Origin of the sequence: Mesorhizobium sp. M1D.F.Ca.ET.043.01.1.1, assembly GCF_003952385.1 — a bacterium.
Classification (GTDB): domain Bacteria; phylum Pseudomonadota; class Alphaproteobacteria; order Rhizobiales; family Rhizobiaceae; genus Mesorhizobium.
Genome location: NZ_CP034444.1, coordinates 4,778,660 through 4,804,230, shown reverse-complemented (window position 1 = coordinate 4,804,230; position 25,571 = coordinate 4,778,660). Strand labels below are relative to the sequence as shown.

26 protein-coding genes are annotated in these 25,571 nt (G+C 64.5%); 15 read left to right on the top strand and 11 right to left on the bottom strand.

Translation table 11 applies throughout. The features are described 5' to 3' along the window. Position 1 precedes the first annotated feature (1 nt). The 7 genes from phnL (at position 2) to phnE (EJ067_RS23220) (ending at position 6,648) form a co-directional block, all read left to right on the top strand. On the top strand, positions 2-709 hold the full coding sequence (gene phnL, locus EJ067_RS23250) for a phosphonate C-P lyase system protein PhnL (RefSeq protein ID WP_126087551.1): 708 nt from the start codon (positions 2-4) through the stop codon (positions 707-709). Next, positions 706-1,323 (top strand): DapH/DapD/GlmU-related protein, encoded by a 618-nt coding sequence (locus tag EJ067_RS23245; RefSeq protein WP_126087550.1) that lies wholly within the window; start codon positions 706-708, stop codon positions 1,321-1,323. The genes phnL and EJ067_RS23245 overlap by 4 nt, the downstream gene beginning before the upstream one ends. Before the next feature lie 150 nt (positions 1,324-1,473). Then, positions 1,474-2,184 (top strand): DUF1868 domain-containing protein, encoded by a 711-nt coding sequence (locus EJ067_RS23240; RefSeq protein ID WP_126087549.1) that lies wholly within the window; start codon positions 1,474-1,476, stop codon positions 2,182-2,184. A 172-nt stretch (positions 2,185-2,356) separates the two neighbouring features. Next, positions 2,357-3,214 (top strand): phosphonate ABC transporter ATP-binding protein, encoded by an 858-nt coding sequence (gene phnC, locus EJ067_RS23235; protein ID WP_126087548.1) that lies wholly within the window; start codon positions 2,357-2,359, stop codon positions 3,212-3,214. Positions 3,215-3,355: 141 nt separating this feature from the next. Beyond that, a complete protein-coding gene (gene phnD, locus EJ067_RS23230) occupies positions 3,356-4,264 on the top strand; it encodes a phosphonate ABC transporter substrate-binding protein (RefSeq protein ID WP_126087547.1) in 909 nt (302 codons plus the stop codon). Between the two features lie 58 nt (positions 4,265-4,322). Continuing rightward, complete coding sequence (phnE, locus tag EJ067_RS23225; RefSeq protein WP_126087546.1) at positions 4,323-5,279, top strand: phosphonate ABC transporter, permease protein PhnE; 957 nt, start codon at positions 4,323-4,325, stop codon at positions 5,277-5,279. A gap of 1 nt (position 5,280) precedes the next feature. Further along, positions 5,281-6,648 (top strand): phosphonate ABC transporter, permease protein PhnE, encoded by a 1,368-nt coding sequence (phnE, locus tag EJ067_RS23220; protein ID WP_126087545.1) that lies wholly within the window; start codon positions 5,281-5,283, stop codon positions 6,646-6,648. Positions 6,649-6,849: 201 nt separating this feature from the next. Here phnE (EJ067_RS23220) and EJ067_RS23215 read toward each other — a convergent pair whose 3' ends face one another. From EJ067_RS23215 to EJ067_RS23205, 3 genes are all read right to left on the bottom strand, one after another. Then, the gene (locus EJ067_RS23215) at positions 6,850-7,701 is read right to left on the bottom strand and encodes a sugar phosphate isomerase/epimerase (protein ID WP_126087544.1); all 852 of its coding nucleotides are present in this window, start codon (positions 7,699-7,701) and stop codon (positions 6,850-6,852) included. Between the two features lie 168 nt (positions 7,702-7,869). After that, complete coding sequence (locus tag EJ067_RS23210) at positions 7,870-9,057, bottom strand: Gfo/Idh/MocA family oxidoreductase (protein ID WP_126087543.1); 1,188 nt, start codon at positions 9,055-9,057, stop codon at positions 7,870-7,872. Positions 9,058-9,208: 151 nt separating this feature from the next. Beyond that, positions 9,209-10,264, bottom strand: coding sequence for a sugar phosphate isomerase/epimerase (locus EJ067_RS23205; protein ID WP_126087542.1), 1,056 nt, complete (start codon positions 10,262-10,264; stop codon positions 9,209-9,211). Positions 10,265-10,666: 402 nt separating this feature from the next. On the opposite strand from EJ067_RS23205, the gene EJ067_RS23200 reads away from it, so the two are divergent. The 5 genes from EJ067_RS23200 to EJ067_RS23175 all read left to right on the top strand — a co-directional run bounded on the left by EJ067_RS23200 (position 10,667) and on the right by EJ067_RS23175 (position 15,073). Then, entirely contained in the window at positions 10,667-11,554 is an 888-nt protein-coding gene (locus EJ067_RS23200; RefSeq protein ID WP_126087541.1) for a sugar phosphate isomerase/epimerase, read from the top strand. Positions 11,555-11,609: 55 nt separating this feature from the next. After that, positions 11,610-12,779 (top strand): mandelate racemase/muconate lactonizing enzyme family protein, encoded by a 1,170-nt coding sequence (locus EJ067_RS23195; RefSeq protein ID WP_126087540.1) that lies wholly within the window; start codon positions 11,610-11,612, stop codon positions 12,777-12,779. Between the two features lie 2 nt (positions 12,780-12,781). Further along, entirely contained in the window at positions 12,782-13,498 is a 717-nt protein-coding gene (locus EJ067_RS23190; protein ID WP_126087539.1) for a FadR/GntR family transcriptional regulator, read from the top strand. Between the two features lie 159 nt (positions 13,499-13,657). Then, the gene (locus EJ067_RS23180; RefSeq protein ID WP_126087538.1) at positions 13,658-14,635 is read left to right on the top strand and encodes a hydroxyacid dehydrogenase; all 978 of its coding nucleotides are present in this window, start codon (positions 13,658-13,660) and stop codon (positions 14,633-14,635) included. Between the two features lie 51 nt (positions 14,636-14,686). Further along, positions 14,687-15,073: a hypothetical protein gene (locus tag EJ067_RS23175; protein WP_245468025.1), complete on the top strand. Its 387-nt coding sequence runs from the start codon at positions 14,687-14,689 to the stop codon at positions 15,071-15,073. A 19-nt stretch (positions 15,074-15,092) separates the two neighbouring features. Here the strand turns inward: EJ067_RS23175 and EJ067_RS23170 are convergent, their stop codons facing one another. Further along, on the bottom strand, positions 15,093-16,388 hold the full coding sequence (locus EJ067_RS23170; RefSeq protein ID WP_126087537.1) for an amidase: 1,296 nt from the start codon (positions 16,386-16,388) through the stop codon (positions 15,093-15,095). Positions 16,389-16,601: 213 nt separating this feature from the next. Between EJ067_RS23170 and EJ067_RS23165 the strand changes: the two genes are divergently transcribed. Beyond that, a complete protein-coding gene (locus EJ067_RS23165) occupies positions 16,602-16,943 on the top strand; it encodes a GFA family protein (protein ID WP_126087536.1) in 342 nt (113 codons plus the stop codon). Between the two features lie 61 nt (positions 16,944-17,004). Here EJ067_RS23165 and EJ067_RS23160 read toward each other — a convergent pair whose 3' ends face one another. Further along, positions 17,005-18,219, bottom strand: coding sequence for an MFS transporter (locus EJ067_RS23160; RefSeq protein ID WP_126087535.1), 1,215 nt, complete (start codon positions 18,217-18,219; stop codon positions 17,005-17,007). 90 nt (positions 18,220-18,309) lie between these two features. Here EJ067_RS23160 and EJ067_RS23155 point away from each other — a divergent pair, with 90 nt between their 5' ends. Continuing rightward, a complete protein-coding gene (locus EJ067_RS23155) occupies positions 18,310-19,275 on the top strand; it encodes an AraC family transcriptional regulator (protein WP_126087534.1) in 966 nt (321 codons plus the stop codon). Between the two features lie 99 nt (positions 19,276-19,374). Further along, positions 19,375-19,806 (top strand): DUF4437 domain-containing protein, encoded by a 432-nt coding sequence (locus EJ067_RS23150; protein WP_126087533.1) that lies wholly within the window; start codon positions 19,375-19,377, stop codon positions 19,804-19,806. A gap of 42 nt (positions 19,807-19,848) precedes the next feature. On the opposite strand, the gene EJ067_RS23145 is transcribed toward EJ067_RS23150, so the two are convergent. From EJ067_RS23145 to EJ067_RS23120, 6 genes are all read right to left on the bottom strand, one after another. Beyond that, positions 19,849-20,952 (bottom strand): ABC transporter ATP-binding protein, encoded by a 1,104-nt coding sequence (locus EJ067_RS23145; protein ID WP_126087532.1) that lies wholly within the window; start codon positions 20,950-20,952, stop codon positions 19,849-19,851. Continuing rightward, positions 20,952-22,055: an ABC transporter ATP-binding protein gene (locus tag EJ067_RS23140; protein ID WP_126087531.1), complete on the bottom strand. Its 1,104-nt coding sequence runs from the start codon at positions 22,053-22,055 to the stop codon at positions 20,952-20,954. The genes EJ067_RS23145 and EJ067_RS23140 overlap by 1 nt, the downstream gene beginning before the upstream one ends. Further along, positions 22,052-22,273, bottom strand: a complete 222-nt coding sequence (locus EJ067_RS23135) for a hypothetical protein (RefSeq protein ID WP_126087530.1) — start codon at positions 22,271-22,273, stop codon at positions 22,052-22,054. Before EJ067_RS23135 ends, EJ067_RS23140 begins: the two co-directional genes overlap by 4 nt. Beyond that, positions 22,270-23,226: a carbohydrate ABC transporter permease gene (locus tag EJ067_RS23130; protein ID WP_126087529.1), complete on the bottom strand. Its 957-nt coding sequence runs from the start codon at positions 23,224-23,226 to the stop codon at positions 22,270-22,272. Before EJ067_RS23130 ends, EJ067_RS23135 begins: the two co-directional genes overlap by 4 nt. A gap of 1 nt (position 23,227) precedes the next feature. Next, on the bottom strand, positions 23,228-24,133 hold the full coding sequence (locus tag EJ067_RS23125) for a sugar ABC transporter permease (RefSeq protein WP_126087528.1): 906 nt from the start codon (positions 24,131-24,133) through the stop codon (positions 23,228-23,230). Between the two features lie 66 nt (positions 24,134-24,199). Next, positions 24,200-25,516, bottom strand: coding sequence for an extracellular solute-binding protein (locus EJ067_RS23120; protein ID WP_126087527.1), 1,317 nt, complete (start codon positions 25,514-25,516; stop codon positions 24,200-24,202). Between the last annotated feature and the right edge of the window lie 55 nt (positions 25,517-25,571).

Genomic DNA, 25,571 nt, shown 5'->3' with positions numbered 1-25,571 from the left:
CATGGCTACTCCACTTGTCGTTTCCGAGGTCGCGAAAAGCTTCACCATGCATCTGCGCGACGGTGTCACGCTGCCGGTGGTGACGGGCGTCTCCTTCTCGATCCGCTCCGGCGAATGCGCGGTGCTCGGCGGCCCGTCCGGCGCGGGAAAAAGCTCGATCCTCAAAATGCTCTACGGCAATTACGCCGTCGACGCGGGACAGATCATCGTCCAGCATGGTGGCGCGTTGATCGACCTCGCCTCCGCCAGCCCGCGCACCGTGCTCTCCGTGCGCCGCCATACGATCGGTTATGTTAGCCAGTTCCTGCGCACCGTGCCGCGCGTCTCCGCGCTCGACGTGGTCGCCGAGCCGCTTGTCGAGCGCGGCGAGGACAGAGAGGCGGCACGGGCGAAGGCGCGTTCGCTATTGGCTAAGCTCAACCTGCCGGAAAAGCTCTGGACCCTGCCGCCCGCGACCTTCTCCGGCGGCGAGCAGCAGCGCGTCAACATCGCCCGCGGCTTCATCACCGAACATCCGATCCTTTTGCTCGACGAGCCCACCGCTTCGCTCGACGCCAGGAACCGCGATCTCGTGGTCGAGCTTATCGCCGCCAAGAAGGCGGCAGGCGTTGCGCTCCTCGGCATCTTCCACGACCAGGATGTGCGAGACGGGGTGGCCGACCGCGTCATCGACGTCACCGCCTTCGCTGCAGGCAGGATCGCTGCATGACGAGGAAGCTTTCCGAGGCGCCGCTGGTGCACGAAACGGCCGAGGTCGAAAACTCCAAGCTCGGCCGCTGGACCGAGATTGCCGAGCGCAGCCGCGTCTCGGAAAGCGAGCTCGGCGACTATTCCTACATGATGCAGGACTGCGCCGTCTGGTGCGCGACCATTCGAAAATTCTCCAACATCGCGGCAAGCGTGCGCATCAACGCCACCAATCATCCGACCTGGCGGCCGACGCTGCACCACTTCACCTACCGCGCCTCCGACTATTGGGACGACGCCGAGCATGAGAGCGAGTTCTTCGCCCAGCGTCGCGCCAAACGCGTTACCATCGGCCACGACACCTGGCTCGGCCATGGCTCGACCATCCTGCCGGGCGTGACCGTCGGCGACGGCGCGGCGGTCGGCGCGGGCGCAGTAGTATCCAAGGATGTTGCGCCCTACACCATCGTCGCCGGCGTGCCGGCAAAACCGATCCGCGAGCGCTTCGACCGCCGCACCGCCGAGCGCTACCAGGCGCTCGCCTGGTGGGACTGGGACCATGCCCGGCTGCGCGCAGCACTCGACGATTTTCGCGAACTCTCGGCTGAGGCCTTCCTGGAGAAGCACGGCGGCTGAATGTGGTGAATGGTCGGCCGCACGGAGTGAGCCCTCTTATTACCATTCACCATTCACCATTCACCATTCACCATTCACCATTCACCATTCACCATTCACATCCTTGACACACGAGTCGGTCACGAGGCCATCTCCGCAGGGAGATCGCCCATGCTCGCAACAGTCGGACCTTTGCTCGCCGCCTTCTTCGAAGGCAGCAACCCGGCGGCGCCGGTGCATCTCGGCACCCGCTACGACATATCGGGCAACTTCCTCCTCGAACAGGGCAACACAGTGGTCAGCCACCTCGTCCGCGGCTCTTCTTCAGAAGCCGCGGTCATCGCAGTGCGCGAGCGCCTGCGCGCCATGGCCGACGCCGATCGCCTCGCCTTCACGCCGATCTCCAGCCTGCACATGACGCTCTTCCAGGGCATCATCGAATACCGCCGCCGCCTTCCCTACTGGCCGGCCGACATACCGCTCGACACCAGCATCGACGACATGACGCGTCTCTATCTCGAGCGCCTCCAGGGGTTCGAAGGCAACGGCGCTTTCAGGATAAAGACCATCGGCGTCACGCCGAACGGCCTGACGGTAGCCGGCGCCACGGACGAGGACCGGCTTGTCCTCAAGGCCTGGCGCGATGCGCTGTCGGTGCCGTTCGGCTATCGCCATCCTGATCACGACGCCTATGTTTTCCACATCACTTTTGCCTACCAGATCCGCCGCCTCGCCGACGAGCGGGCGTCCGCCTGGCAGGACCTGTTCGACGATTGCCTGTCGTTCCTCGACCGCGAGGCTCCGGTGATCGAATTGCGCCCGCCGGCCTTCTGCAGCTTCAAGGATATGAAGCATTTCGAGGAATTGCTGGTTCTCGGCTGACCCCATGGACTTCGCCCAAAACTGCGCAGCGGTTTTGGGACGACGACATGCATAAACAAGAATGGCCTGTGGGACGTAACAAAACTGACATCAATCCGACACCCCAGCTTCATCGGGCTGCGCTAGCGAAGGTTAACGGACCTTCAAAACCGCGACGTACCGGAGCCCTGCCATGTCAGCACTATCGGCCACGCTGGAAATCCGCGGCGTAACCCGACGATTTGGCAAGAACACCGCTGTCAGCGACATCAACATCTCGATCCCGCAGGGGCAGATGGTCGGCATCATCGGCCGCTCCGGCGCCGGTAAGTCGACGTTGCTGCGTATGATCAACCGTCTTATCGATCCCAGCCAGGGGTCGATTTTTTTTGACGGCGCCGAGGTTTCCAGCCTGCAAGGCTCGCCGCTGCGCCGCTGGCAGCGCGACTGCGCCATGATCTTCCAACAGTTCAACCTTGTGCCGCGCCTCGACGTGCTGACCAACGTCCTGCTTGGCCGCCTCAATCATCGCTCCACGATTTCCAATCTGCTCGGCATGTTCTCGCGCACCGAATGCGCCGAGGCGGTGGCCGCGCTCGAGCGCCTCGACATCGCCCGCACCGCGCTGCAGCCGGCCGGCACGCTGTCCGGCGGCCAGCAGCAGCGCGTGGCGATCGCGCGCGCCATGATGCAGCAGCCGAAGGTGCTGCTGGCCGACGAGCCGATCGCCTCGCTCGACCCGCTCAACGCCAAGGTGGTGATGGACTCGCTGCGCGACATCAATCTGCGCGAAGGCATCACCGTCGTCACCAACCTGCACACGCTGGACACCGCCCGCGCCTATTGCAACCGCATCATCGGCATGGCCGCCGGCAAGGTCGTGTTCGACGGCGCGCCCGAGGATCTCGACCGCGACGCCGTGCGCACGGTCTATGGCGCCGACGCCAACGGCGTCGAGATCTCCGAGGCCATCACGTCGACCAGCGTGAGCATCAAGCCGAAGATCACCGCATCCGCCGGACCGCTCGAACCGGCCTTCCCTGGCTACTGAGTCCACCCCGGAGCCGAAACGGTTCCGGGCAAATCGTGGATTTCGACAAGAGCAACCCGGATCGCCCGCCCGCGTCAAAGGCTGAATTCAAGAATTCGGACGCTGCCGGCGCGAAGCCGGCAAAACAGGAGAGAGGTCAAAATGTTCAGGAAAATGGTTTTCAGTGCCGTATCGATACTGGCCATGGCGGCAAGCGCTGCCCACGCCGCAGACGTCAAGGAGTTCCGCGTCGGCATCCTCGGCGGCGAGAACGAAACCGACCGCCTGCGCAACTACCAGTGCCTTGCCGACCACCTGAAGGCCGAATTCGGCTTCGAGAAGGTGTCGCTGTTCCCGGCCGCCGACTATGACGGCGTCATCCAGGGCCTGCTCGGTGGCACGCTCGACTTCGCCGAGCTCGGCGCGTCCGGCTACGCCAGCGTCTACCTCAAGGACCCGAAGGCCGTCACCCCGATCCTCACCACCAAGCAGACCGACGGCTCGACCGGCTACTATTCGATCGGCCTGGCGCTGAAGACCTCCGGCATCACCGACATCAAGTCGGCCAAGGGCAAGAAGCTCGGCTATGCCGACCCGGATTCGACCTCGGGCTACCTGATCCCGCTGACCCAGATTCCGAAGGACACCGGCGCCTCCAACGAGACTTACTTCGCCTCGACGCAGTTCAACGGCGGCCATGAGAACAACGTGCTTGCCGTCCGCGACGGCAAGGTCGACGTGGCGGTGGACGATTCCTCCGGCATCGGCGACTTCAAGAACGGCTACACCTCCGGCACCTTCCACAAGGAAGTCGCCAAGGGCGCCGTCGACCCGAACGACTTCGTCGAAGTGTGGCGCTCGGGCCTGATCCCGAACGGTCCGCTGGTCGTGCGCACCGCGCTCGGCGCTGAGATGACCGCCAAGCTCACCGATTTCTTCACCGCCCTGCCGGTCAAGGACAAAGCCTGCTTCGAGGGCGTCGAGGGCGGCGATTTCACTGGCTACGTGCCGGTGAAGCCGGACTTCTACAGCGTCATCGTCGAAGCCCGCAAAGCCGCGATCGGCGGCTGACGGCATCAGGAAAAAGGGCGGCGACTCCAAAGCGCCGCCCTTTTTGCATGTTCCGATCATGACAGCCTCAGCGACGATCCATTCCGATGCGACAAGGCAGCAGGCCGATGCCTGGCGGCGTCAGACATCGCTGCGCCGCTTCTACACGGCGTTCGGGGTCGGTCTGCTGCTGGTTGCCATGCTTGCGACCATGTGGTTCGCCGACGAGGCCAATGCCGGCCACTTCTTCGACCGGCTGCCGCATATTCTCGATTTCCTGAGCTGGCTGATCCCGAAGGACTGGAACGACGTCTGGCGGGCTCTGTTCGACATCGCCTCGCCGCACGACAAGGGCACGCAGGAATTCAATTTCCCGCTCGGCCGCGTCCATGTCTGGGGCGGCTTCTACATCCCCGAATATTTCGAGCTGATGCTGACCACCGTCAACGTGGCGCTGGTCTCGACCTTCATCGGCTTCGTCTTTGCCGTGCCTTTCTCCTTCATCGCCGCACGCAACCTGACGCCGAGCCCGATCCTGCGGCTCGTCGTCAAGCGCTTCATGGAACTGCTGCGCGCCTTTCCGGAGATCGTCATCGCCGGCCTGTTCGCGGCCATCGTCTCGATCGGTCCGGTCGCCGCCATCATTGCGATCGGCCTGCATTCGATCGGCGCGCTGGGCAAGCTGTTCTACGAGATCAACGAGAACATCGACATGCGGCCCGAGGAGGGGCTGCGCGCGGTCGGCGCCAACTGGCTCGAGCGCGTGCGCTTCGCCGACCTGCCGCAGGTGCTGCCCAACTTCATGTCCTACACGCTGCTTCGGATCGAGATCAATGTGCGCATCTCGACCATCATGGGCGCGGTCGGCGGCGGCGGCATCGGTGAGGAGCTGAAGCTTGCAATTTCGCGCGGTTTCGGCGCCAAGACGCTGGCGCTGGTGCTGCTTCTCTTCGTCACCATCTTCCTCGTCGACCAGTTCTCCGCCTGGCTGCGCCGCAAGCTCGTTGGCGAGCAGGCATTTCTGATGAGCGCTTGATATGGCAGCCCTTACTGTCAACGAAATCAGTGCGATCGAGGAACGGCACCCGCAGATATTCCACCGGCCCGCCTACAAGCGCTTCTGGCCGCTTTTCCTGATCGCGGGCACGCTGCTTTATCTCGCCTATGCCCTGTGGTTCTTCAGCCTGCCGCAGGTGCTTAAGGAGTCGCATTGGGAGCGCCTGCCGCTCTTCCTGTCGCAATGGATCAGCTACGACCTGCAGCCGGAATTCCGCCTCGACCAGCCTCAGATCACGCCGAAATATCCGCGCTTCTCCGCGCTCGGCGAAAACCCCAATCCGGACTGGGTGATCAGGAATCCGGACGGCAGCTTCACCGTGCGGATCGACGGCGAGGCAAAGTCCGTCACCTTCGACAAGACAAGGGCGACGATCGTCGCCAACGGCCAGACGGTGCCGGTGTCGCTCACCGGCGGCAAACCGCTGGTGGAAGGGCCGGTGCCGGACTGGGTGACAGTGCATGACGACGAGGTCGTCGCCAGGATGGGCTTCGTCGGCGAAGTGCGCGTCACCGTCGACCGCGTCAAGGTGCGCAAGCGCTTCCTCGGCTGGGCGAATTTCGTCTTCGACACCCGCTCGCCCTTCTTCGGCAAGTCGGCGCGTGAAGTGTTCTCGCTGATCGTCTCCGGCCCTGAGCTGCAGCCCGGCACGTCGAACCTCGCCTTGGCCGCCGACAACATCTGGAACAACGCGCAGTGGCAGCATGGCGACGTCTGGACGAAGCTCTTGCAGACCATCGTCATGGCCTTCCTCGGCACGCTGCTCGGCGGCATCGTCGCCTTCCCGCTGGCCTTCTTCGCCGCCCGCAACATCACGCCGAGCGGTCTGCTCAGCCAGGTGCTGAAGCGCTTCTTCGACTTCATGCGCTCGGTCGACATGCTGATCTGGGCGCTGTTCTTCACCCGCGCCTTCGGCCCCGGCCCGCTGGCCGGCAGTGCCGCGATCTTCTTCACGGAGATCGGCACGCTCGGCAAAACCTATTCCGAAGCGCTGGAGAACATCGACGACAAGCCGCGCGAAGGCGTGCTGTCGACCGGCGCCAACGGCCTGCTCGTGCAGCGTTACGGCGTGCTGCCGGAAGTGGTGCCGATCTTCATCAGCCAGACGCTCTACCAGTGGGAATCGAACACCCGCGGCGCGACCATCATCGGCGCTGTCGGCGCCGGCGGCATCGGCCTGAAGCTGTGGGAAGCGATGCGCACCAATTCGAACTGGGCCAACGTCTTCTACATGGTGCTGTTGACGCTGTTCGTCGTCTTCGTCTTCGACAACATCTCGAACTTCCTGCGCCGCAGGCTGAGCCGCACGCTGCATGATTATAATAGGCTACAGGCTGCGCAGGGGTAGCTCACGCCTTCGTCATCCAAGGGCGGAGCAAGGAGCGAAGCGACGCGGCGCAGACCCGAGGATCCATTCCGTTACCTTGGTCGTAGCATGCAGCGGTGCAGAATTCTGCTTCGTTGCGGGGCGTCGACGTCACGGAATGGATCCTCGGGTCTCCGCGTCCGCTTCGCGGCCGCTCCGCCCGTGGATGACGAAGGGAGAGGCTTACGCGGCAGCCTTCCACCCCTCCCTGATATGCTTGTACCCCTCGCGATACACCGCCTCCGGACTCTCCGCGAAATCCCGCCACACCTTGGTCGCCGCCGCCAGGTCCTTGAGCGAGCGGCCGAAGGACTCGATGGTCAGCCAGTCGTCATAGCCGCTCTTGCGGATGGCGGAAAACGTCTCCCTCCACGGGATGTTGCCGCGCCCCGGCACGCCGCGGTCGTTCTCCGAAATATGGATATGGACGACATTCTTGCAGTTGCGCGTATAGGCGCCGATCGGGTCGGCCTCCTCGATATTGGCATGGAAGGTGTCATACATCGCCCTGATGTGCGGCCGGTCGATCGCATCGATATGCTCGGCCAGGTCGTCCATTGTGTTCAGCAGATAGCATTCGAAGCGGTTCAGCGCTTCGAGCCCGATGGTGACGCCCTTCTTGCCGGCATGGTCGCCGATGGCGCGCTGCGAGGCGACCGAACGCTTCTTCTCCGCCGCCGTCGGTCCGCTGCCGGAAAAGGCGCCGAGCGTCGAATGCAGCGGCCCGCTCAGCCTGTCGGCGCCAAGGGCGGAGCTGCAGTCGATCGCCCATTTCATGTAGTCAATGCCGGCCCTGCGCGTGCCGGCATCCGGCGAGATCAGGTTCATCGCCGGATCGCCCATGGCCGAGACTGCCGTGCGCTCCAGGCCGATACGGTCGAGCATCTCGCCGAGCTTCCTGTAGTCGTCCGGTTGCCCCGCGAAGACCGGGATCTCGACGCCGTCGAAGCCTGTCGCCTTGATGTCTTTGAGCAGCGCCTCGTGCTTCTTCGAGACGCTCGTCGTCCACAAGAACATGCACATGCCGATTTTCATCGACATTCCTCCCCATCACCTTCGACCAAGGGGTGATGAGATTCAGGTCACGCCGAGTCGAAAACGGTGGGTTCCGAGAACCGGAGCGGAGCGTGCTTAAAGTACGTGAGCACCGGAAGCGCAGGAAGCCGCCGTTTGCAGGCCGGCATCACCTGAATATCGTCGCCCCTACAGTTTCGTCCACGCCCCATTCTTCTTCGACGACTTCACGCAGGCCTCGATGAAGGCCATGCCCTCGACGCCGTCCGCGATCGTCGGGAAGACGACATCCTTGGCGAGCTTGCCGCCCCTCTTGCGCGCCGCGCGGATGGCGCGAGCCGCCTCCTGGTAGATGTTGGCGAAACCTTCGAGATAGCCTTCCGGATGGCCGGACGGCACGCGTGTCACGCGCCCAGCCACCGGCATCGCGCCGGCGCCGGCGCGGGTCAGCAACTGCTTCGGCTGGCCGAAGGGCGTATACCAGAGATAGTTCGGGTCGGCCTGCACCCATTCGAGCCCGCCCTTCGAGCCGTAGATGCGCAGCTTCAGCCCGTTCTCGTGGCCGGGCGCCACCTGGCTCGCCCAGATCATGCCCTTGGCCGGGTGCGCCTTGCCGACCGGCTTGAAGCGCAGCATGACGTTGACGTTGTCGTCGAGCTGGCGGCCCGGCACGAAGGCGTCGAGATCGGCCGAGAGCGTATCGAGCTCGAGCCCGGAGACGAAGCGGGCGAGGTTGTAGGCATGCGTGCCGATGTCGCCGAGCGCGCCGCCGGCGCCGGCCTGCTTGGGATCGGAGCGCCACGACGCCTGCTTCTGCCCGGTGGCGGCAAGATCCTCGGTCAGCCAGTCCTGCGGATATTCCGACTGCACGATGCGGATGTCGCCGAGCATGCCCTTGGCCACCATATCGCGCGCCTGCCGGATCATCGGATAGGCGGTGTAGTTGTGCGTGAGCACGAACACCTTGCCGGTCTTCTCGACCAGGGCCGCAAGCTTCTTCGCCTCGGCCAGCGTGGTCGCCAGCGGTTTGTCGCAGATGACATGGATGCCGGCCTCGAGAAAGGCCTTGGCCGCCGGCACATGGACATTGTTGGGCGTGACGATCGCCACCGCCTCGATGCCGTCCGGACGCTTCGCCTCGGCCTTGGCCATCTCGGCGTAGGAGCCGTAACTGCGCGCCGGATCGAGCCCGAGTTCGTCGGCCGAAGCCTTTGCCCGTTCCGGATTCGACGACAGCGCTCCGGCCACCAGCACGAAGTCGTTGTCCATGCGCGCCGCGATCCGGTGCACCGCGCCGATAAAGGCGCCCTGCCCGCCGCCGACCATGCCGTAGCGGATCGGGCCGCCTCCCGTTTCCGACTTCGATGCGCCGACCATTTTTTGTCTCCCTTGTCTGAAATACCCTCCATCGAGGAGAGGGTGGCCCGAAAGGCCGGGAAGGGTGGGTTCATGCCGGGCTCCACGCCCGGCGACCCCACCCGACCCACTTTGCGGATCGACCCTCCCTGAAGGGGGAGGGAAAGCGGTGCTAGATCCCCATCATCGCGCGCAAGAGCTTCTTGTCGCTGGTGCCGCCGGCGAAATCGTCGAAGGCCCTCTCCGTGACCCGGATGATGTGGTGCTGGATGAAGGGCGCGCCTTCGGCAGCGCCGTCTTCCGGATGCTTCAGGCAGCATTCCCATTCCAGCACCGCCCAGGAATCGTAATTGTACTGGGTGAGCTTTGAGAAGATGCCGCTGAAATCCACCTGGCCGTCGCCGAGCGAGCGGAAGCGTCCCGCGCGGTTGACCCAGCCCTGATAGCCCGAATAGACGCCCTGACGCCCCGTCGGGTTGAACTCGGCATCCTTGACGTGGAAGGCCTTGATCCGCTCGTGGTAGATGTCGATGAATTCGAGATAGTCGAGCTGCTGCAACAGGAAGTGCGACGGATCGTAGTTGATGTTGCAGCGCTTGTGGCCGCCGACCGCGTCGAGGAACATCTCGAAGGTCGCGCCGTCGAATACGTCCTCGCCCGGGTGGATCTCGTAGCCGACATCGACGCCGTTCTCGTCATAGACGTCGAGGATCGGCTTCCAGCGCTTGCCGAGCTCGGCGAATGCCTCCTCGATCAGCCCCGGCGGCCGCTGCGGCCACGGATAGAGGTACGGGAAGGCGAGCGCGCCGCTGAAGGAAACCGACGCCTTGAGGCCGAGATTCTTCGACGCCTTGGCGCCGAACTCCATCTGCTCGACGGCCCATTTCTGCCTGGCTTTCGGATTGTTGTGCACCGCCGCCGGCGCGAAACCGTCGAACTGCGCGTCATAGGCCGGATGCACTGCGACCAGCTGACCCTGCAGGTGAGTCGACAGCTCGGTGATCTCGACGCCCGCGTCGGCGCATATCCCCTTCACCTCGTCGCAATAGGCTTTCGACGAGGCCGCCTTCTTAAGGTCGAACAGGCGGCCGTCCCAGGTCGGGATCTGCACGCCTTTATAGCCGAGGCCGGCCGCCCATTTGGTGATCGAGGCCAGCGAATTGAATGGAGCGGCGTCGCCCGCGAACTGCGCCAGAAACAGGCCGGGACCCTTCATCGTCGTCGGCATCGGCATCCTCCCTCTCTGATTTTCGCGACCAAGCATAGCGCCGATTGAAGTGAGGGCCAGCCTGTTCGGTCATTTGATATCGACGCCAGAGCGCGGCGCCATTCTGGTATTACCAAATATGGCCGTTTGGTCAAGCGGCCGGAAACGCGCCAAAAGCGCCCGGCAGGGTCGCGCCTGAAGAATTTAGTCGATAAAAATCAATTAATTACTTGGCACTCCGAGCCCGTCTCCGGGTCTCCTTGCCGTTCATGTGAATTTGCTGTAGAGGTCTTGTCAGGCCCAATTGGTCGAACCAGTTTCGAGAAAAACCGCTGGAACGCCGTGGGGAGGAGATCATGCGGCGGGCTCGTTGGAGAACGCCGCCAAAAAAACGTGACAGGCGAATTCTGGGAAGGATAGACCATGCATCTTTCGACGCACAACTGGATGCGGGCGGAGCCGCTGGAGGTGACGCTCAAGCGCATCAAGAAGCTCGGCTATGAGTCGATCGAGATTTCCGGCGAGCCCGAGCAGTACAAGACCAGGGAGACGCGCGCGCTCTTGAAGGAACACGGCATCCGCTGCTGGGGCTCGGTGACGCTGATGCTGGGCGAACGCAACCTTGCCGCCAAGAACCAGGGCCAGCGCGAGCGCTCGGTGCAATACGTCAAGGACGTGCTCACCATGGTGAGCGAGCTCGACGGCGAGATCATCACGCTCGTTCCGGCCACCGTCGGCAAGGTGGTGCCCGACGGCACCGAAGCGGAAGAGTGGGGCTGGGTGGTGGACGCCACGCGCGAATGCTTCGCCCATGCCAAGAAGGTCGGCGTCAAGATCGCCGTCGAGCCGCTCAACCGCTTCGAGACCTATCTGTTCAACCGCGGCGCCCAGGCGCTCGCGCTTGCCGATGCGGTGAGCCCGGAATGCGGCGTCTGCCTCGACGCCTACCACATCCACATGGAGGAATTTAACGTCTACGACGCCATCCGTCAGGTGGGAAAACGTCTTTTCGACTTCCATGTCGCCGACAACAACCGCTTCGCCGCCGGCCTCGGCCAGATCGACTGGCCGAAGATCGTCGGCACGCTGAAGGAGATCGGCTATGACGGCGCGCTGACCAACGAGTTCGTCGCGCCCGTCGACCGCACGCCGGCCGCGCCCTATCCGGAGATGGTGGAGCGCAACCCGGTCGACATCTCGCCCGAGCAGCTCAAATTCATCCAGGACCACGGCTCCAGCCTGCTCACCGAGAAGTTCTACACCGACCAGATGCGCATCACCGCCGAAACGCTGCTGCCGCTGATCAAGTAGTTCGATCGAAGCTTAGCCCTTCCGCCCTCGCCGGGCGGCAGGGCCGGGGATGAAGATGCGTATCAAAAGCGTCCAGGCCTGGTGGGTCCGCATACCGATCGAAGTCGCGAAGCAGCATCGCAGCGACTTCGGCCAGGTGACGACGTTCGACGCCGCGATTTTGCGCATCGAAACCGATGACGGCCTGGTCGGCTGGGGCGAGGGCAAGAATGCCGCCGGCAGCGCCGGCAGCTACGGCGCGCTTGTCCACATGCTGAATCACGAGATTGCGCCGCAGCTCATCGGCCGCGACCCGGCCGATATCGGCATCATCTGGGAGATGCTCTACAACGGCGTGCGCCACAACACGGCAGCCCATGCCGGGCATGCCATGCCGCAACTGGCGCGGCGCGGCATGAGCGTGGCGGCGATCAGTGCCGTCGACATCGCGCTCTGGGACATCCTCGGCAAGTCGCTGGGGCAGCCGGTCTGGCGGCTGCTCGGCGGCCGCAAGGTCGAGCGCATGCAGGCCTATGCCTCCGGCGGCTGGGCTTCGGCCGATGCCATCGGCGAGCAGCTCAAATCCTACATCGACAAAGGCGGCTTCAAGGCGCTGAAGATGCGCGTCGGCGCGATGGACGGCGCGCCGCATATCTCGGCCGCGCGCGTGCGCGCCGCCAGGGAAGCGATCGGCCCCGGCATCGATCTGATGGTCGACGCGCACGGCACCTACACCGTGGCCGAAGCCAAGCGCTTCATCGGCCTCACCGCCGATCTCGACCTCGCCTGGTTCGAGGAACCGGTGATCGCCGACGACAAGCAAGGCATGGCCGAGGTGCGCGCCTCGGGCTCAACACCGATCGCCACCGGCGAGAGCGAGGCGACGCGCTATGCCTTCCGCGATCTCGCGGTGTTGAAATCGGCCGACATCTTCCAGCCCGATCCCGCCTTCTGCGGCGGCATCAGCGAGGCGATGAAGATCGGCACCATCGCCAGCGCCTTCAACTTGCGCTTCGCGCCGCATCTGTGGGCCGGCGCGCCCTGCTTCTTCGCCGGCTTGCATGTCTGCGCGGCCTCGCCCGCGAGCTTCACCGTCGAATACTCGCTGGGCGCCAATCCGATGATCCACGACCTCGTCGAGGAGACTGTCGAAGCAAAGGACGGTATGATAGCGATCCCTGAAAAGCCTGGATTGGGATTCACCGTTTCGGAGCGATTCCTGGAGGCGCACGCGCAACGCATTTGACGATGAAAGAAAAGAACCTTCTCGCGGAACTCGCCGCCTATCTGTTCTCCAACTCGGACAAGGAGTCGGGCCGCACGCCGTCGGAGCGCGAGCTGGCGGAACATTTCGGCGTCAGCCGCGGCCAGATCCGCGAGGCGCTGGCGATCCTCGAAGCCATGCGCATCGTCGAGCGCCGCGCCAAATCCGGCATCTATATCGACACCAAGCAGGCGAGCGTGGAAGCGCTGGCGCTCTTCGCCCGCGCGGGCCTGCCGCTCGATCCGGTGCAGATCTACGAGACGGTCGAACTGCGCAAGATCCATGAGATCAAGGCGGCCGAGCTTGCCTGCTCGCGCGCCACCGAGGAGAATTTCGAGCGGCTGCGCGAGATCCTCAAAGCCTCCGAGGAACGCATCGCCGCAGGCGAAGGCCTCGCCAAGGAGGACCGCGAGTTCCACCTCGAGATCGTGCGGGCGACCAAGAACGGCGTCTTCCACAACATCTGCAGTGTCTACTACCTGATGGGCGAGCAGCGCCTGCCGATCTATTTCAACGATCCCGAGCGCAGCGTGCGCTCGCATGCCGAGCACATCCAGATCTACGAGGCGCTGCTGCGTCGCGACGGCAATTTGGCCCAGGCGCTGATGAGCGCGCACCTGCAGGGCGCCGAGAGCTACTGGAAGGGGATCATCGAAGGTCGCTGGGTGGAGCCGAAAAGCGCGACGCTCGAAAAGGCCTAGCGCAAGTCGCCCAAAAGCGCGCAGCGGTCGGAAAGCGACATGCACAAAAAAGAACCAAACCCGGCCGCTTGAGCCCTTTTCAGCGCGACCCGCTTTGGAGCATTTTGCTGCGTTATTGCTTGGCTTCGCAGAAATGCGGCTGAAACAACCAGGACCCCGATGCGCAAGATTCTGTCGACGCACCCGCTGCACCCACGCGCCACGGCCATGCTGGCGGGCGCCGGCAGGCTTGCGATCGCCCCCGCCCTCGACGCCCGGACGCTGATCGCCGAAGCCAGTGATGCCGACATCGTCATCGTGCGCGCGCCGCTGCCGCCGGAGCTCTTTGCCGGCGCCAAGAGTCTGCGCGCCGCGATCCGCCACGGCGCGGGGCTGGACATGATCCCGCTCGAAGCGGCCACCGCCGCCGGCGTGCTGGTGGCGAATGTGCCGGCGGTCAACGCCCGCTCGGTCGCCGAGCATGTGATGTTCGTGACGCTCGCCCTGCTTCGGCGATTTCGCGTGGTCGACCGGGACTTGCGGGCCAAGGGCTGGCTTGCCGGGCGCGAGCACGCCAATTCGAGCAGCGAGCTTGCCGGCAAGACCATCGGCATCGTCGGCCTCGGCGCGGTCGGCCAGGCGGTCGGCCATATCGCGGCGCATGGTTTTGACCTCAACGTCGTTGCGACCACGCGCAGCCTGCGCCCGGCGCCCGAGCGTGTCGGCTTCCTGTCGATCGACGCGCTGGTCGAGCAGAGCGACATCATCGTGCTCTGCTGCCCGCTGACCGAGGAGACGCGCGGCCTGATCAGCCGCGAGCGCATCGCCCGCATGAAGCCCCATGCGCTTTTGATCAATGTCTCGCGTGGGCCTGTGGTCGACGACGAGGCGCTGATCGAAGCCCTGCGAAAGGGCCGCATCGGGGGTGCGGCGCTCGACGTCTTCGCGACCCAGCCGCTGCCGCCGAACCATCCCTATTTCGGCTTCGACAACGTCATCGTCACCCCGCATATGGCCGGCATCACCGAGGAATCCATGATGCGCATGGGTGTGGGCGCGGCCGGCGAGGCCTTGCTGGTGCTTGCCGACAAGCTGCCGGTCAATCTGCGCAATCCGGATGTGATCGACCACTACCGGCGGCGCTTCCCGGCGGACTGACGCTTCCCCGCCCGCCTCAATTTTCCCGGATTTGACGACGACCTTCCTGCGATGACCAAAAGTGTCGCGCGTGCCCTTCTGATCGCCGGTTTCTGCCTGTCCGCGGCCGAGGTTCGCGCCGCCGGGCAGGGCAGCTACGTGCCCTGCGACAACGGCCTGCGCTGCGTGATGGCGCCCTGCCCTTCGAACAGCGCGCTCGACCTTGCCTCCGGCAAGATCGTCAAGGGCATCTTGGTCGACATCGACGGCCTGCCGCAACAGGACAAGGCGCTCGACCTCGCCGACAAGCTCTATGCCGGCAAGCTCGTCGTCGCCGGCACGATCGAGAACCGGCCGCTTATTTTCAACGGCAAGCGTTACAGCCTGCCGACGCTGGTCGCCACCGGAATCGAGCGCGCGGCAAAGGACAGCGAACGCAGCCACTGCTCATCCCGCTAAGCCGCCCAAATTCCGGCCTTCAATCTTTCAGCAAAACCTCCACTGCCGCCGCAACGGCAAGCAGATGCCGGTCATGCCCGTGTCTCCCCACCAGCATCAGCCCGGCCGGCAGCCTCATCCCGGGCATCGGCAGCGAGACCGCGCAGAGGTCGAACTGGTTGGCGACCTGGGTGTTGCGCAGCAGCAGGCCTTCCGTCCGGTCGCGCAGCGCCTCATCGCCGGCCATGGCGGCGATCGACGGCGCAACCATCGGCACGGTCGGCAGCGCGAGCACGTCAACCCCCTGCAGCCGCTCCTCCATGGCCGCGACCAATTCCCCACGGCGGCGGATCGTCCTGATATAGGCGGAAGCGGGAACCGTCAGCGCACGCGACATCGGGCCCGTGATATGCGGATCGACCGGCACGGAGGCGCCGGCTGCCAGCCACTCGGCATGCACCTCCGCACCCTCCATCGACGCGATCGAGGCGCGCTTGGTCGCTGCGCGCATCTCGGCAATGAGGTCGTCGATCGGAAAGTCGGCAATGCGCGCGCCCGCCTGCTCCATCCCCAGAAGACTTCGGTCGAAAGCATCGAGAACCTCAGGCTGCGTCTCGCCAAAGAGCACGCCGCGGGGGATGCCGATGCGCAACCCGGCTAGCGAGACGGGCTGAAGCGCAACCGGCTCCTCGCCGGCCATGATCGCGTCGGTCGCCGCGCAGTCGGCAATGCTGCGGGCGAGCGGCCCGATCGAATCCAGCGTCGCCGACAAGGGAAAGGCGCCGGCCAGAGGCACGCGCCTTGCCGTCGGTTTGAAACCGGCGGCACCGTTGAGCGAGGCCGGGATGCGCACCGAGCCGCCGGTATCCGAGCCGATCGAGATCGTGCTCGTACCCTCGCCCACCGCGACGCCGGCGCCGGATGAGGAGCCGCCCGGAATAAGGCTCGCATCGGCCGCATTGCCCGGCGTGCCGTAATGCAGATTGTCGCCGATCGCGGTGAAGGCGAATTCGGTCATGTTGGTCTTGCCGAGGATGAGCGCGCCCGCCTGGCGCAGCCGGCGCACGATCGCCGCGTCCTGCGCGGCAGGCTGGGCGCTGGCGAGCATAAGCGAGCCCGCCCGGGTCGGCTCGCCGGCGACGTCGAACAGATCCTTGATCGAGACGATCGCGCCGTCGAGCGCCCCGAGGCTCACGCCGGCCTTCCGGCGGGCATCGGACGCGTCGGCGGCGGCTCGCGCCGCCTCGGCGTAGAGCCTCGTATAGACCTTCTCGCTGGCGGCGCGACTGGCAAGACGTGACAGGATGATTTCGAGACGGTCTCGGACGGATTGCATGTCGGCGTCGGACTCCGCAAGGATGCAACGACTTTAAAGCAATTCCAGCACGTGCGTCGCGGTCTTCGGTCCGGAATTGCGCAAAAACAAATGCTTGGAGCGGATCAGCGATTCTGTGAAAGCTGAACCGCAATAATGCCGGCTGGGAAGGCCGGCGAAAGGGATAACCCGGCAAGCGTGCCTTTGCACCCTGCCAGCGATAGGAACAGACTGATGCTGTACAAAGGCAGCTGCCATTGCGGCAAGGTGGCTTTCGAGGTCGAAGGCGAGATCGGCGGCGCGGTGCGCTGCAATTGCTCGATCTGCGCGCGCAAGGGCGCGCTGCTTTGGGCCGTACCGCATGGCAGCATGCGGCTGGTCGCCTGCGGCAACGACCTCGGCAAATACACTTTTGGCAGGAGCGCCATTGCGCATCGCTTCTGCCGGACCTGCGGCATCCATCCCTTCGACGCCAGCCAGGGCAGCGAACGCAGCGCCTACATCAACATCAACTGCCTCGAGGACGTCGACCTCACCGCAGTGCAGGTCTTCGAATTCGACGGCCGCTCTGCCTAGACCGGACCGCATCGCTCAGCCGACAAGCCGGCCATATCGGCCGGCTTGTCGGCATCCGGGACTATTCGGCCTGTTTGGGCCCGATGGCGAAAGTCACCAGCGCCGCGAGCAGCGTCGCCACGGCGCCGTAGGCGAAGGCGCTCGCCACGCCGGCATGGTCGACCAGCAGGCCGCCGAAGACCGCGCCCAGCGCGATCGCCACCTGGAACGTTGCGACCATCAGCCCGCCGGCGCTCTCGGCCTGGTCGGGAGCGGCACGCACCAGCCAGGTCTGCAGCCCGACCGGCACGGCGCCGAAGGCAAAACCCCAGCTCGTGACGGCGACGGCTGCCGTTACCGGCGAGGCACCAAGCGTAAGCAGCGCCAGCGCCGACAGCGCGATCAGCAGCGGGGCCAGCCCGACCGCGAGCTTCAGGTTGCGCTCGGCCAGGAAGGCGCCGGCGAAGTTGCCGAAGAAGCCGCCGACGCCATAGGCGAGCAGCACCAGCGAGATGGTCTCGATCGGCATCACCGGCACCGTCTCCAGGAATGGCCGCACATAAGTGAAGCCGGCAAACTGTCCCGAGGCGACGAGCAGCACCACCATGAGAGCCGCGCGGATCGTCGGCCTTTTCAGCACCTCGATCAGGGTGCGGAAGCTTGCCACGGCCGTCGGCGGCAGGCTGGGAATGGTTGCAAGCTGAACCAGCAGGGTCAGCGCACCGACGACGGCTGCGATCATGAAGGCCGTGCGCCAGCCCCAGATGTCGCCGACATAGGCGCCGACAGGCGCCGCGGTGACAGTGGCGACCGAGACGCCGGTCAGGATGATCGACATGGCGCGCGGCATCAATCGCATCGGCACCAGACGCATCGCCATGGCGGCCGACATCGACCAGAAGCCGCCGAGCGCGACACCCAGGACCACGCGAGCCAGAAGCAGCATCGTGAGCGAGGAGGCGAAGGCGGCAAGCAGATTGGAGACGATCAGAAGCACGGTGAGCATCCACATCACCAGCCTGCGGTCGAGCCGCTTGGTGACGATGGCCATCGTGGGTGCTGCGATCGCGCCGACGACGGCTGTCGCCGTGACCGCCTGGCCGGCGGAACCTTCGCTGACGCCGAGGTCCTGCGCCAGTCGCGTCAGCAGGCTGGCGGGCAGGAATTCGGCGGTCACCAGGCCGAACACGCCGAGCGCTAGCGACACCACCGCGCCCCATACGGGCTCGGTTCGTTCCTCTGGTTCGGTCCTGTCGAGAACGGCGGCGTCGATGACGCCCGTGGCGGGTTCGGTCATGGCAAATCTCCGGAAAGTTGCAACGCAACATTTGGCTGCAGTGCAACATAGGGAGTGACTGGCTGGAGTTTCCATGCTAGAAACGCCGAAATGAATTACAATTCGTCCAAAACGACACCGCTGGCATCCGGCGACCCGCTGACCGACATGCTGCGCGGCCTGCGACTCGACGGCGTCGACTATGGCCGCTGCGTGCTGGGCGAGCCGTGGGCCGTTTCCTTCCCCGCGCAGAAGGCGGCGCGCTTCCATTTCATCGGACAGCAGGGCTGCTGGCTGTTCTCGCCGGCCAGGGAATGGGTCGAGCTGTCGGTGGGCGACGCGCTTCTGATCCCGCGCGGCGACGAGCATGTGCTGGCCAGCGCGCCGGGCGTGCCGCCGGTGCCGATCGGCCGCTACACCATCGAGCCGGTCTGCGAGAACGTCTTCGACGTCTCCAACGGCTGCGACGGCTGCAAGACCCTGCTGTTTTGCGGCAGCATGCATTTCAATCTCGACGGCTCGCATCCGCTGCTCGACATGATGCCCGACCTGATGCAGGCGCATAAGCTGATGGCGAACGCGCCGGGCATCCAGCATCTGCTCGACGCCATGGCCGGCGAGGTGACGATGGACCGGGTCGGCTCCGGCGGCATTCTGGCGCGTCTGGCTGACGTGCTCGCCGCCACCATCATTCGCTCTTGGGTGGAGAATGGTTGCGGCGACGCCACCGGATGGATCGCCGCAGTCCGCAACCCGGACGTCGGCAAGGTGCTCGCCGCCATTCATCTGCAGCCCGATCGCGACTGGACGGTCGAATCCCTGGCGCGAATGATGGGAGCGTCACGCTCCGCCTTCGCGCAGCGCTTCGCCTCCGTGGTCGGCGAGACGCCGGCCAAATATGTGCTGCGCGTGCGCATGCACCAGGCACGGCAATGGCTCGCCCGCGACGGCATGCGGGTGTCGGTGGCGGCCGCGAAGCTCGGCTACGATTCGGAAGCGTCCTTCAGCCGCGCCTTCAAGCGGGTCATGGGCATCGCGCCGAGCCATCTGCGAAATGGCCCAGGCGAGCAACCCTGACACCCGGCGGTCAAGCTGGAGGAATTGCGAGGTCTTTTGGACGGAGCGCTATTCCTCTCCCATAGCGGCGGCATAAGCTGACCGGCGGAGGAAACCGCCATGGCCAAACACCTTGCACCGCTTGCGCTTGCCGCGCTGGCCGTCCTTCCGGGACGGGCATTGGCGCTCGAAGACAGCTACCTGCCCGCCGACAAGATCCCTTATGTCGTCGAAGCGCCCGACCAGCCGCAGCGCCTCGGCCCGCTATGGGGCTCGAGGGCCAAGGGTCCGGCCGGCACGCTGCTCAAGGTTCCCGGCAACTGGCGCGCGCCGGTCCATGCCCACACCGCCGACTATCGCGCCGTGGTCATAAAGGGACTGTGGGCGCATTGGCAGATGCAAGGCGGCGAAGCGACCAAGGTCGAATTGCCGCCGGGCTCCTACTGGACGCAAAAGGCCGACGAGATGCATGACGATGCCTGCCTGTCCGACACCGAATGCGTGATCCTGCTGATCAACGACACGCCCTACGAGACCTATCTGCCGCAATAGCACAGCGCCGGCCAAAGTCCCGCCGGGCGAACGGCAGGCTCGTCAGCCGGCGTGCCGCAGGCTCACCCCGCTGCCCTTGTCGAACATCACCACCTTGTCCGGATTCCAGGCAAAGCGGACGGGCTGCTCGATCTCGACGGCGGTCCTTGCCGGCACTGTGGCCCTCAGCATCGCGTCGCCGACCCTCAGCGTCACGATCTTCTCGACGCCGTGGTTCTCGACGTCGTGGACGCGTGCCTCGACCGGGGCGCCGCTCTCCAGATAGACATCCTCCGGACGGATGCCGAAGACGAGCGGGCGACCGTCGGCCGCACCGCCCGCCTTCTCCCCCAGAAAAGTCCTGGCTCCCCCTGAAAGCGGCAATTCGAAATTCATCGGCGCCATCACCGCGCGGTTTTCCACCAGTTTGCCGTCGATGAGGTTCATCGGCGGCGAACCGACGAAGCTTGCGACATAGGTGTCGCGCGGATTGTTGTAGATATCCTGCGGCGTGCCGGTCTGGACGATGCGACCATGGTTGAGCACGCCGACCTTGTCGCCCATCGACATCGCCTCGATCTGGTCGTGGGTGACGAACAGGAAGGTGGCGCCGAGCTGCATCTGCAGGTTCTTCAGCTCCGTCCGCAGCGCCTCGCGCAGCTTCGCGTCGAGCGCCGACAGCGGCTCGTCCATCAGGAACACGCGCGGCTTGCGCACGATCGCCCGGCCGATCGAGACGCGCTGCATTTCGCCGCCCGAAAGCCGGTCCGTCTTGCGGTCGAGCAGATGCTCGATGCGCAGCGTGCGGGCGGCACGCGCTACGCGGTCCTTGATCTCGGCATCGGGCAGGCGACGGATTTTCGGCTTCAGCGGAAACTCCAGATTCTGCCGCACGGTGTAGCGCGGGTAGAGCGAGTATTGCTGCAGCACCAGCGCCACGTCGCGCTCGGCGGCGCCCCATCCGGCAACGTCGACGCCGTCGATGAAGACTTGGCCCTCGGTCGGCTTCTCGAGCCCGGCGATCAGCCGCAGTGTCGTCGTCTTGCCGGCGCCGGTCTCGCCGAGCAGCACGAAGAATTCGCCGTCGGCGATGTCCAGGTTGAGGCCCGTCAGCGCGGTGTGGCCACCGAACTTCTTGGTGATGTTCTTGAGTTCGATGTGGGCCATTACAGCCTTACTCCTAGCGACTTGCCGCTTGCCGTGTCGAAGAAATGCGCCTGCTCGGGATCGATGCGGGCATGGACCTTCTCGCCCGGCCCCGAAACATATCCGGCCTTGGTGCGGGCGCGCAGCATCTTTGAGCCGACCTTGAGATCGATGATATCGAAGGAACCGAGCGGCTCGATGATCTGCGCCTCCACCGGTATGTAACCGGGCGAGGCATCGTGCCGCACCAGCACACCCTCCGGACGGATGCCCAGCGTCAAGCCGCCGTTGGAATGCCCGTTGAGCTTGGACAGCAGCTCGCGCGGGAACTCGAAACCGGTCTGCGCCTCGCCAATCGTGACGCGCGCGGCGCTGGCCTCCTCGGAGACGCCGGCCTCCGCGATGTTCATCACCGGGCTGCCGACGAACTGGGCAACGAAAAGGTTGGCCGGGTGCGAATAGACGTCGTCCGGCGTGCCGACCTGCTGGATGAAGCCCTCATGCATGATGACGATACGGTCGGCGAGACTCATCGCCTCGATCTGGTCGTGGGTGACATAGATCGTGGTCGAACCCTGCTTGATGTGCAGCCGTTTGATCTCGGCCCGCATCTCCTCGCGCAGCTTGGCGTCCAGCGCGCCGATCGGCTCGTCCATCAGCATCGCCTTCGGACGCCGCACCAGCGCCCGGCCGATCGCCACGCGCTGCATGTCGCCGCCGGACAGCGCCGACGGCTTCTTGGCGAGCAGGTCGGTGATGCGCAGGACCCGGGCGACCTCGCGCACGGCCTTGTCGACCTCGCCGCTGCTCATGCGTGTTGCGCGGAGCGGAAAGGCGATGTTCTCGAACACCGTCATGTGCGGGTAGAGCGAGAAGGACTGGAACACCATGGCGATATCGCGGTCGGCGGCCTTGAGGTGCTGCACGGCCTTGCCGTCGATCAGGATGTCGCCCTGATCGATCGTCTCCAGCCCCGCAATCGCGCGCAGCGTCGTCGTCTTGCCGCAGCCCGACTGGCCAAGCAGCACGATGAACTCGTTGTCGGCGATGGCGAGGTTGAGATTGTGGATGACCTGAACGGCACCGAAGAATTTCTCGATGCCGCGAAGTTCGATCTGCGTCACTGCCGTGCCCCCTCGTGCATCGCGGCGCCGGTTTCCTCCGGGCGCTCCGGCGCTATCTTCGACGTGATGTTGAAGCCGATCAGCCCGATCAGGATGATCGTCACGCCATAGGAATGCAGGCGGAGGCTCCATGGCTGGCAGAGCGCGATGATGCCCAGCACCATGAGGATCTGCGAGGCCGGCAAAAGGTACTTCTCGTTGACTGCGCGAAAGCTCATTTGCGGATCGCTCCGAAGGTCACGCCGCGAAGCAGGTGGTTGCGCAGCAGGAAGGTGAAGATCGCGACCGGCAGCAGGAACAGGAAGGTGCCCGCCGCGATCGTCGTCCAGTCCGGCAGGCCGGAACCGATCTGGCTGGGAATGAAGGGCGGCGCGGTCTGGGCGCGCCGGTTGGTCATGATCAGCGCGAAGGCGTACTCGTTCCAGGCGGTGATGAAGCAGAACACGGCGGTGGCGGCAATGCCGGTCGCCGCTTCCGGCAGCACGATCTTGAAGAACGCCTGCATGCGTGTGTAGCCGTCGACCAGCGCAGCCTCCTCGTACTCCTTCGGGATCTCGTCCATGAAGCCCTTCATCAGCCAGACCGAGAAGGACAGGTTGAAGGCGACGTAGAGGATGATCAGGCCGATATGCGAATCGTTGAGGCCGACCATCCGGTACATCAGGAACATCGGGATCGCCACGACGACCGGCGGCAGCATGCGCGTCGACAGGATGAAGAAGAGAAGGTCAGCCTCGCCCGCGACCTTGAAGCGCGAGAAGCCGTAGGCGGTGAAGGTCCCCATGCCCACCGCAAGCACCGTGCTGATGACCGCCACGATCAGGCTGTTCATGAAGCGGTCGGGATATTGCGACAGCTGCACGTCCTTGCCGACCTTCAGCACCCGCTCGCCGCCGTCATAGATGCGCTTTTCCCACCAGGGCGCGGCTTCGTAGACTTGCGGGTCGACCGGCTTCTGCATCTGCACGCGCTTGGTGAACAGACGGATGAAGGGCGTGACTTCCGGCTGGAAAAGGACGGTGGGCGGCACGCTGACCGCCAGTTCCTTCGGCTTGAACGCGGTGGAGGCGATCCAGTAGATCGGCGCGAGGAAGATCAGCGTCGCGACCAGCACCGCGACGATTGCCGCGCGGTTGAGGGCGACCTCGGAAGAAGTGCGGACGGCGGCCATCTCAGCGCTCCTTCACCTTGTTGAGGTACTTCACGTAGAGGTTGGTGATGGCCAGCACCATGATCAGCACGATGTAGGCCAGCGCGCAGGACTTGCCGGTATCCCACTGCTGGAACGCCTGCTTGTAGAGCCGGATCGCTATCAGTTCGGCGGTCGGCTGGGTCGTCATCGTGTAGGCGATGTCGAAGGTCTTGAAGGCTTCCATGGTGCGGAAGATCAGCGCGATCAAAAGGATCGGCGAGACCAGCGGCAAGGTGATGCGGGTGAAGGTGTACCACCAGCTCGCACGGTCGATCGCGGCGGCCTCGTAGAGGTGCTGCGGCACGGCCGACAGGCCGGCGAGCGACAGCAGCATTACGAATGGCGACCACATCCAGACGTCGGTGATCGCGACGGCGTAGAGCGCGCTGTCGGGATTGGAAAGCCAGGCGAAGTCGCCCAGGCCGAAGACGTAGTTGATCGGCCCCCAGGACGGGCTGTAGAGCAACTGCCAGAACAGGCCGACCACCGCCGCCGACATCATCATCGGCAACAGGAGCAGCGTGGTAATCAGGCCCTTCATCGGGAAGCTGCGGTTGAGCAGCAGGGCGAGGCCGAAGCCGACGATCATCTGTCCGGCCACCGATACGATGACGTATTTCGCCGTGATGATGAAATTCGACCAGATGTGGTCGTCGCTGAGCAGCTCGCGATAGTTCTGCAAGCCGACGAACTGCCAGGGCTCGCTGCGGTTCGCGGCGAAATTGGTGAAGGAATAGCCCAGCGAATAGATCAGCGGGAAAATGTTGAAGACGATCAGGAAAACCAGCGTCGGGACGATGAACATGTTGCGGATGGTCAGATCCGACCAGCCGCGCGCGGCGGCCCTTGAGGCAGGATCGAGATGGGCAAGGGCTACCGAAGCCAACGAATGTCTCCCTGAAAACAGGAATGCCGGAGGGGAAACCCTCCTCCGGCATTCTGACTGTGATACTTACTTGTAGCGATTGTACTTGGTGAACGTCGCCTTCCAGTCGGCGGCGGTCTTGTCGAGCGCTTCCTGGGCGGTGCCCTTGCCGCCGACCACGAACGGATAGATGTTCTGGTTCAGCTGATCGAGCACCTCGGCATATTCAGGCGTCGCCCAGAAGTCCTTGACCATGAACATCGTGTCGTAGAACGCCTTGTTGTAGGGCGTGGCGTTCTGGAAGGCTTCCGACTTCAGCACGGCCTGGCTGCAGGTGTAGCCGCCGAGGTCGGCCCACTTCTTCTGGGTCTCGTCCTTGATGAACCACTCCAGGAACTTCATCGCCTCGTCCTTGTTCTTCGAATACGAGACAATCGAAATTCCCTGGCCGCCGAGAGCGGCGAAGCGCTTGCCGTCCGGGCCGGCCGGATTGGCGAAGAAGCCGGTGGCGTCGGCATAGGGGTTGGTGGCCTTGTTCACCAGCGGCGGGAAGAAGGCGAAGAAGTTCATGCTCATCGCGGCGAGGCCGCCGGTGATCGCCTGGTTGTCCTCCACGAAGAAGGTCTTGCCCCAGCCGGGAGGCGTGAACTTGTAGAGCTCCTTGTACATGTCGAGGCCGGCTGCGGCCTCTTTCGAATTGGTGATGCCGTCGACCTTGTAGGTTGCATAGTCGCCGAGGTCGCCGCCGTAGCTGAAGATGGCGCTTTCGACGCCCATCGCCATCGCGTCATAGGAATTGTCGGTATAGATGGCGACGCCGTAGCGCTTCTGGTCCGGACGGTGGAAGAACTCGGCGATGTCGCGCAGCTGCGCATAGGTCGTCGGCACGGCGAGGTCGTAGCCGTACTTCGCCTTGAAGGCTTCCTTCTCCTTCGGGTCCTCGAACCAGTCCTTGCGGTAGGACCAGCCAATCGCGTCGCCTTCCAGCGGGATCGCCCAGTATTTGCCGGACCCGCCGGGGTATTCGGCGTAGTACTTGATGGTCGCGGGCGCCATCACGTCGCCGAGCTTGTGCTGGTTGAAGAAGTCGGTCAGGTCGACATAGTGGCCCTGCGTCGAACCGGCGCCCAGCCATTGCGAGTCGCCGACCACCATGTCGTAGGCGTCGCCATGCGCGTTGAACTCGGTGAAGGCCTTGGTCTGGAAGTCAGGCCACGGCGTGGTCTGCACCGTGACCTTCACGCCGGTCTCGGCCGTGTAGTCGTTGACGAGTTCCTGCAGATAGTTCGCCGGATCCCATTCCGCCCAGAAGATGGTGAGTTCCTTGTCTTGCGCGCGGACGGATGTTCCGCAGGCAAGCGCCAAGCCGATACCAGCGACCACGCTGGTCACTATCTTGCGCATAGTTTTCCTCCCTTGTGCGCATTCTACCTTGTCATGCGAGCCGCCAGCTTGGTCG

Excerpts from the sequence above, each read along its gene's own strand:
- phnL (WP_126087551.1), top strand. The coding sequence starts at position 2 with ATGGCTACTCCACTTGTCGTTTCCGAGGTCGCGAAAAGCTTCACCATG.
- EJ067_RS23245 (WP_126087550.1), top strand. The coding sequence starts at position 706 with ATGACGAGGAAGCTTTCCGAGGCGCCGCTGGTGCACGAAACGGCCGAG.
- EJ067_RS23240 (WP_126087549.1), top strand. The coding sequence starts at position 1,474 with ATGCTCGCAACAGTCGGACCTTTGCTCGCCGCCTTCTTCGAAGGCAGC.
- phnC (WP_126087548.1), top strand. The coding sequence starts at position 2,357 with ATGTCAGCACTATCGGCCACGCTGGAAATCCGCGGCGTAACCCGACGA.
- phnD (WP_126087547.1), top strand. The coding sequence starts at position 3,356 with ATGTTCAGGAAAATGGTTTTCAGTGCCGTATCGATACTGGCCATGGCG.
- phnE (WP_126087546.1), top strand. The coding sequence starts at position 4,323 with ATGACAGCCTCAGCGACGATCCATTCCGATGCGACAAGGCAGCAGGCC.
- phnE (WP_126087545.1), top strand. The coding sequence starts at position 5,281 with ATGGCAGCCCTTACTGTCAACGAAATCAGTGCGATCGAGGAACGGCAC.
- EJ067_RS23215 (WP_126087544.1), bottom strand. The coding sequence starts at position 7,701 with ATGAAAATCGGCATGTGCATGTTCTTGTGGACGACGAGCGTCTCGAAG.
- EJ067_RS23210 (WP_126087543.1), bottom strand. The coding sequence starts at position 9,057 with ATGGTCGGCGCATCGAAGTCGGAAACGGGAGGCGGCCCGATCCGCTAC.
- EJ067_RS23205 (WP_126087542.1), bottom strand. The coding sequence starts at position 10,264 with ATGCCGACGACGATGAAGGGTCCCGGCCTGTTTCTGGCGCAGTTCGCG.
- EJ067_RS23200 (WP_126087541.1), top strand. The coding sequence starts at position 10,667 with ATGCATCTTTCGACGCACAACTGGATGCGGGCGGAGCCGCTGGAGGTG.
- EJ067_RS23195 (WP_126087540.1), top strand. The coding sequence starts at position 11,610 with ATGCGTATCAAAAGCGTCCAGGCCTGGTGGGTCCGCATACCGATCGAA.
- EJ067_RS23190 (WP_126087539.1), top strand. The coding sequence starts at position 12,782 with ATGAAAGAAAAGAACCTTCTCGCGGAACTCGCCGCCTATCTGTTCTCC.
- EJ067_RS23180 (WP_126087538.1), top strand. The coding sequence starts at position 13,658 with ATGCGCAAGATTCTGTCGACGCACCCGCTGCACCCACGCGCCACGGCC.
- EJ067_RS23175 (WP_245468025.1), top strand. The coding sequence starts at position 14,687 with ATGACCAAAAGTGTCGCGCGTGCCCTTCTGATCGCCGGTTTCTGCCTG.
- EJ067_RS23170 (WP_126087537.1), bottom strand. The coding sequence starts at position 16,388 with ATGCAATCCGTCCGAGACCGTCTCGAAATCATCCTGTCACGTCTTGCC.
- EJ067_RS23165 (WP_126087536.1), top strand. The coding sequence starts at position 16,602 with ATGCTGTACAAAGGCAGCTGCCATTGCGGCAAGGTGGCTTTCGAGGTC.
- EJ067_RS23160 (WP_126087535.1), bottom strand. The coding sequence starts at position 18,219 with ATGACCGAACCCGCCACGGGCGTCATCGACGCCGCCGTTCTCGACAGG.
- EJ067_RS23155 (WP_126087534.1), top strand. The coding sequence starts at position 18,310 with ATGAATTACAATTCGTCCAAAACGACACCGCTGGCATCCGGCGACCCG.
- EJ067_RS23150 (WP_126087533.1), top strand. The coding sequence starts at position 19,375 with ATGGCCAAACACCTTGCACCGCTTGCGCTTGCCGCGCTGGCCGTCCTT.
- EJ067_RS23145 (WP_126087532.1), bottom strand. The coding sequence starts at position 20,952 with ATGGCCCACATCGAACTCAAGAACATCACCAAGAAGTTCGGTGGCCAC.
- EJ067_RS23135 (WP_126087530.1), bottom strand. The coding sequence starts at position 22,273 with ATGAGCTTTCGCGCAGTCAACGAGAAGTACCTTTTGCCGGCCTCGCAG.
- EJ067_RS23130 (WP_126087529.1), bottom strand. The coding sequence starts at position 23,226 with ATGGCCGCCGTCCGCACTTCTTCCGAGGTCGCCCTCAACCGCGCGGCA.
- EJ067_RS23120 (WP_126087527.1), bottom strand. The coding sequence starts at position 25,516 with ATGCGCAAGATAGTGACCAGCGTGGTCGCTGGTATCGGCTTGGCGCTT.